This is a genomic window from Aeromonas molluscorum 848, assembly GCF_000388115.1.
GTDB classification, from domain to species: domain Bacteria; phylum Pseudomonadota; class Gammaproteobacteria; order Enterobacterales; family Aeromonadaceae; genus Aeromonas; species Aeromonas molluscorum.
On record NZ_AQGQ01000214.1, the window covers coordinates 1 to 5,721 of the forward strand.

The window sequence follows — 5,721 nt, forward strand, 5'->3', positions numbered from 1 at the left end:
TTTAGCCCGGCACAGCTCCATCGGCACATGCTGTCGCAGCAAAGACCCGCCCTGCTGCTGTGCATCATGCTGGCCCTCATGACGGGGCTGGGCATCTACCGCTGGTGGTGGCATATCTCAACCCCGACCCAGGAGCTCAGACGCGCCCTCGGCAATGAAGAGTTCATCCCCTATCTGCAACCCATCATCGACAGTCGAAACCAGGCCTATCACGGCTGCGAGGTACTGATGCGCTGGCAGCACAGACGTCAGGGGTTGATCCGCCGGATCTCTTCATTCCCCCTGGCCGAGGAGAGCGGCCTCATCGTGCCCATGACCCGCAGCCTGATGCAGCAGGTCAGCGGCACCCTCGCTCCCCACGTCCGACACACTGCCCACCGGTTTTCACTTCGGCTTCAACATCTGCGCCCGCCACTGCCAGGATCTCAGCCTGATCGATGATTGCCGCGACTTCCTGGCCGCCTTTGCACGGCCTGATCTGGTGCTGGTACTGGAGCTGACCGAGCGCGAGCTCATCGTCCCGACCGGCATCACCGAGCAGCTGTTTGACGCGCTGCGCGAACTGGGCGTCAAGATAGCGCTGGATGATTTCGGTACAGGCAACTCCAGTCTCCGCTACCTGCAAAAATTCCACATAGACCTGCTCAAGGTGGACAAGAGCTTCGTCGACATGATTGGCACAGATGCCCTCTCCCGCCACATTCTCGACAACACCATCAATCTGGCGACCCGCCTGGGGCTGGATACGGTCGCAGAAGGGGTCGAGACCCAGGAGCAGGCCGATTATCTGAGCCGGCGCCAGGTGCACTTCCAGCAGGGTTACCTCTATGCCCGTCCTCAGCCCCAGCTCCAGTTTTTACAGCAGTTGATCGAGTCATCGTCGGCGCTTTCCCTGCACCAGACGGAATACGCAACGCGGCCCCCCTCCTCCGCCTGATCACCAGAGCTATCAGGCGCGGTGTCGGGCCGCCAGCTGGTACTCAACAAGGCAGGGCACTCAAGGCCCCTGACATCCAGATAAAAAAAGAGCCCAAATGGGCTCTTTTTCATAGCACAGGCCAAATGGGCCAGCTCATTGAGCCGACCTCTGGCGCGCATTAAAGGATAAAGGTCGATACCTGCTTGCTCAGATCCGTGGCCCGGCTCTTGAGACCGTGGGCCTGATCCAGATCACGCATGGCGGCGGCGGTGATCTCGTCACTCACATCCTTGATGGCGGTGGTGTTCTGGGTGATTTCGCCGGTCACCTGGGTCTGCTCCTCGGCGGCAGTGGCAATCTGACCCGCCATGTCCGAGATGAGCGAGACGGCCTGGGTTATCTCCTCAAGCGCTGCGGCGGCGGCATCGGCATCCTGTACGCTGTTGTCGGCCAGCCCCTGGCTGGTTTGCATCAGGCTCACCGCGCGGGCCGTAGTCTTTTGCAGCGTCTCTATGGTGGACTGGATCTCCTGGGTGGAATCCTGGGTACGGCGAGACAACACCCGCACCTCGTCGGCCACCACGGCAAAGCCACGGCCCTGTTCACCGGCGCGGGCCGCTTCGATGGCCGCGTTCAGCGCCAGCAGGTTGGTCTGCTCGGCAATGCCCTGGATGGTGGAGAGAATGCCGGAGATGGCCTGGGCATGGCGGCTCAGCTCGCCGATCACCTCGGTTGCCTGCCCCACCTCGTCGGCCAGGCCGTTGATGGATTGACGGGTCTTGTTGACCAGCATCTTGCCCTGCTCGCTGCTCTGGGCCGATTGCTGAGCCGCGGCGGCCGTGTTCTCGGCGTTGCCGGCGATCTCCATGGTGGCACTCGCCATCTCGGTGACGGCAGTGGCGACCATGGTCACCTCCTGCTGTTGACGCTGCAGCTCTTCCACCGCGGCCTGGTTGGTCACCAGACTGCGCTCGGCATCGGCATTCAGCTCCTGGGCCAGGTTGCGGATGTGGCCGATCAACTGATGCTGACTGCCGACGAAGCGGTTGAAGCTGTTGGCTAGCTGACCCACTTCATCATTGGCATCTATCTTGATGCGCTGGGTCAGATCGCCATTACCGTCGGCGATCCGGGCCAGGGCCTGGGAGACCTTGGCCAAGGGGCCAAGCAGCAGACTGACCAGCCAGGAGATGGCGAGTATGCTGCCCACCAGCACGACCAGCGCCATGGCAAGCTGGGTCATCAGCAAGGAGGAGAGCGGTGCTTCCAGGGTTGCCTTGTCCAGTACCAGCACCAGCTCCCAATCGGTATCAGGTACGTCGACCGCCAGCAGCAACTTGTCACGCCCTTCGTTATCGAAGTAGGCGGGTACCAGGTTCTGGCTCGCCTTGCTCTGATCGATCAGTGCATTGGTGAGATCGTTGTCGATCTCGGTGGCCGGCTTCATTGCCTTGGCGGCATCCTTGTAGGCGATGACGGTGCCGTCCTTGTGCATCATGATGGCAAAACCATCTGCCGGCAGCTTCATCTTGGTGATGTCGTCGACCAGGGAGGCGATGGAGAGATCCCCCCCCACGACGCCACCCTGGGCGGGTTGCGCCAGAGTGACCACCAGAATGTTGTAGGCCACATCCAGATAAGGCTTGGTGACGATGAGGCCGCCCTTGCTCATGGCCTCCTGATACCAGCCACGGGAACGCGGGTCATAACCGTCACGGTTGATGGAGGGATCGGAGTCATTCATCTTGCCGCTGCCTTCACCAAAATAGGTGAGCTGGAAGCGGCCGGAGACCTGAGCCTGCTGCAGGGCATTGAGGGGCTCGGCGCTCGCCTTGTTGCCCAGCGCCTGGATCACGTCGCGGCGGGCACTCAGCCAGTCGCTGACACTCTGTGCTTGCTGGTTACCCAAGCGCTGCACCTGTTCCTGACTGCTCTGAAGCAACAGGTTTTTCTGGCTGGTATAGCTCTGCCAGGAGAGCAGCAGGATCACCAAGGAGAGAGCGATCACCACAGATAACAGTATCTTCTGCTTGAGTGAGAGGTTTTTCATCATGTGTGCTTCTTATGTCAGGAAGAGAGAGTGCCCGGTCATGCTGTCGACAACTTTGTCTTGCAGACGTTAATAGCGGCGGGCCGAGGAAAATCTGAACCTCAATCTGCCCCTGTCGGCAAAATTTTCACCCACATGGGCAAAAAGTCGCCACTAATTACCCCGTCAAGTCCCACAAGGGGCGGGCAACCCTGTTTATTCCTTCCACAATTGGCTAGAATATCCCGTTTTTAAATCACATCGACCCCGAGAGTTTTCACGATGTTTGAAGTCAATCCTGTATTAAACAAGCTTAAGGAGCTGTCTGAAAGGACCGAGCTTCTTAGGGGGTACCTTTGACTATGACGCCAAGAAAGAGCGTCTAGAAGAGGTCAACGCCGAGCTGGAACAGCCGGACGTCTGGAATGAGCCGGAGCGCGCACAGGCGCTGGGCAAAGAGCGCGTGTCGCTCGAAAATGTGGTCGGCACCATAGATACCCTGACCCAGGGCGCCGAGGACGTAGAGATGCTGGTCAGCCTGGCCGTCGAAGGAGAAGATGAAGAGACCTTCAACGAAGCCGTGGCCGAAGCCGATGTGCTGGAAGGCAAGCTGGTGGATCTCGAATTCCGCCGCATGTTCTCCGGTCAGCACGACGGCTCCGACTGCTACATCGACATCCAGTCAGGCTCGGGCGGTACAGAGGCTCAGGATTGGGCCAACATGGTACTGCGCATGTACTTGCGCTGGGGCGATGCCCACGGCTACAAGCCGGAGTTGATCGAGCTCTCTGACGGCGACGTGGCCGGCATCAAATCCGCCACCGTCAAATTCACCGGCGAGTATGCCTTCGGCTGGCTGCGCACCGAAACCGGCGTTCACCGTCTGGTTCGCAAGTCCCCGTTCGATTCCGGTGGCCGTCGCCACACCTCCTTCTGTTCCGTGTTCGTCTACCCCGAGATCGATGACGACATCGAAATCGACATCAACCCGGCGGATCTTCGCATCGACGTCTATCGCGCCTCCGGTGCCGGTGGTCAGCACGTCAACCGGACCGAGTCTGCGGTGCGGATCACCCACATCCCGACCGGGGTGGTGGTGCAGTGCCAGAACGACCGTTCCCAGCACAAGAACAAAGATCAGTGCATGAAGCAGCTGAAAGCCAAGCTCTACGAGCTGGAAATTCAGAAGCAGAATGCCGAGAAACAAGCCCTGGAAGAGACCAAGTCCGACATCGGCTGGGGCAGCCAGATCCGCTCTTACGTGCTCGATGATGCCCGTATCAAGGATCTGCGCACCGGCGTCGAAACCCGTAACACCCAAGCGGTGCTCGACGGCGACCTGGACAAGTTTATCGAAGCCAGCCTGAAATCAGGTCTGTAACACGCAGCAGGAATCACCATGTCTGAACAAACCACTACTCCGGCAGTCGACCACAGCCTCGAACTGAACAACGAGATGACGGAGCGTCGCTCCAAGCTGGCCGCCCTGCGCGCCCAGGGCAACCCCTTCCCCAACGATTTTCGTCGTGACAGCCTCTCCGGCGATCTGCATGCCGAATTCGACGACAAGAGCAGCGATGAGCTGACCGCCCTGGGTAAACGGGTGTCGATCGCTGGCCGCATCATGACCCGCCGCATCATGGGCAAGGCGTCCTTCGCCACCCTGCAGGACATGGCTGGCAAGATCCAGATCTACGTGACCCGTGATGATCTGCCGGAAGGCTTCTACAACGAACAGTTCAAGAAGTGGGATCTGGGCGACATCGTCGGCGTGGAAGGGACTCTGTTCAAGACCCAGACTGGCGAGCTGTCGGTTCATGTCTCCACCATTCGTCTGCTGACCAAGGCGCTGCGTCCGCTGCCCGAGAAGCACAAGGGTCTGACCGATCAGGAGGCGCGCTGCCGCCAGCGTTATCTGGATCTGATCGCCAACGAAGAGTCCCGCAAGACCTTCATGATCCGCACCCAGGTCGTCTCAGGCATCCGCAAGTTCTTCAACGAGAAGCGCTTCATGGAAGTGGAAACGCCCATGATGCAGGTGATCCCCGGTGGCGCATCCGCGCGTCCGTTCGTCACTCACCACAACGCGCTGGACATCGACATGTACCTGCGTATCGCACCGGAGCTTTATCTGAAGCGTCTGGTAGTGGGTGGCTTCGAGCGAGTGTACGAGATCAACCGCAACTTCCGTAACGAAGGCATCTCGGTGCGTCACAACCCCGAGTTCACCATGATCGAGTTCTACATGGCCTATGCCGATTACATCGATCTGATGGACCTGACCGAAGAGCTGCTGCGCACCCTGGCGCAAGACATTCTGGGTGACACCAAGATCCGTTACGCCAAAGAGGGCGAAGAGGGCCTGACCATCGATTTCGGTCAGCCGTTCCAGCGCCTCACCATGGTCGACTCCATCCTGAAGTACGCCGAGGGCGTGACTCTGGAAGATCTGGCTACCCTGGAGAGCGCCAAGGCCGTTGCCCAGCGTCTGCACATCGATCTGATGAAAGGCTGGGAGCTGGGCCATGTGATCACCGCCATCTTCGAAGAGACGGTCGAGCACATGCTGCTGCAACCGACCTTCATAACCGAGTACCCGGCAGCTGTCTCGCCGCTGGCGCGCCGCAACGACAACAACCCGGACGTGACCGATCGCTTCGAGTTCTTCATCGGTGGCCGCGAGCTGGCCAACGGCTTCTCCGAGCTCAACGATGCAGAAGATCAGGCCAAGCGCTTCCAGGATCAGGTGAACCAGAAAGAAGCCGGTGACGAC

At 59.7% G+C, this 5,721-nt stretch carries 5 protein-coding genes; 4 read left to right on the forward strand and 1 reads right to left on the reverse strand.

Annotation, left to right across the window (positions count from 1 at the left end; genetic code table 11):
* A partial coding sequence (locus tag G113_RS22180) for an EAL domain-containing protein (protein ID WP_005908658.1) occupies positions 1-441 on the forward strand: 441 nt, incomplete at its 5' end.
* Positions 434-937: an EAL domain-containing protein gene (locus G113_RS22185; RefSeq protein ID WP_407919109.1), complete on the forward strand. Its 504-nt coding sequence runs from the start codon at positions 434-436 to the stop codon at positions 935-937. The genes G113_RS22180 and G113_RS22185, both read left to right, overlap by 8 nt.
* Before the next feature lie 160 nt (positions 938-1,097).
* Here the strand turns inward: G113_RS22185 and G113_RS18645 are convergent, their stop codons facing one another.
* Positions 1,098-2,969 (reverse strand): methyl-accepting chemotaxis protein, encoded by a 1,872-nt coding sequence (locus G113_RS18645; protein ID WP_005908664.1) that lies wholly within the window; start codon positions 2,967-2,969, stop codon positions 1,098-1,100.
* Positions 2,970-3,230: 261 nt separating this feature from the next.
* Here G113_RS18645 and prfB point away from each other — a divergent pair.
* Positions 3,231-4,329, forward strand: a protein-coding gene (prfB, locus tag G113_RS18650; RefSeq protein ID WP_152436104.1) for a peptide chain release factor 2 whose coding sequence is annotated in 2 segments (ribosomal slippage) — positions 3,231-3,305 and positions 3,307-4,329 — 1,098 coding nt in all. Because the reading frame shifts where the segments join, the coding sequence is not laid out codon by codon here.
* Positions 4,330-4,347: 18 nt separating this feature from the next.
* Positions 4,348-5,721, forward strand: a 1,374-nt coding sequence (gene lysS / locus G113_RS18655; RefSeq protein WP_005908668.1) for a lysine--tRNA ligase, incomplete at its 3' end; no start/stop codon positions are given.

What these genes read in the sequence shown, in the direction of transcription:
- G113_RS18645 (WP_005908664.1), bottom strand. Translation starts at nt 2,969, where the DNA reads ATGAAAAACCTCTCACTCAAGCAGAAGATACTGTTATCTGTGGTGATC.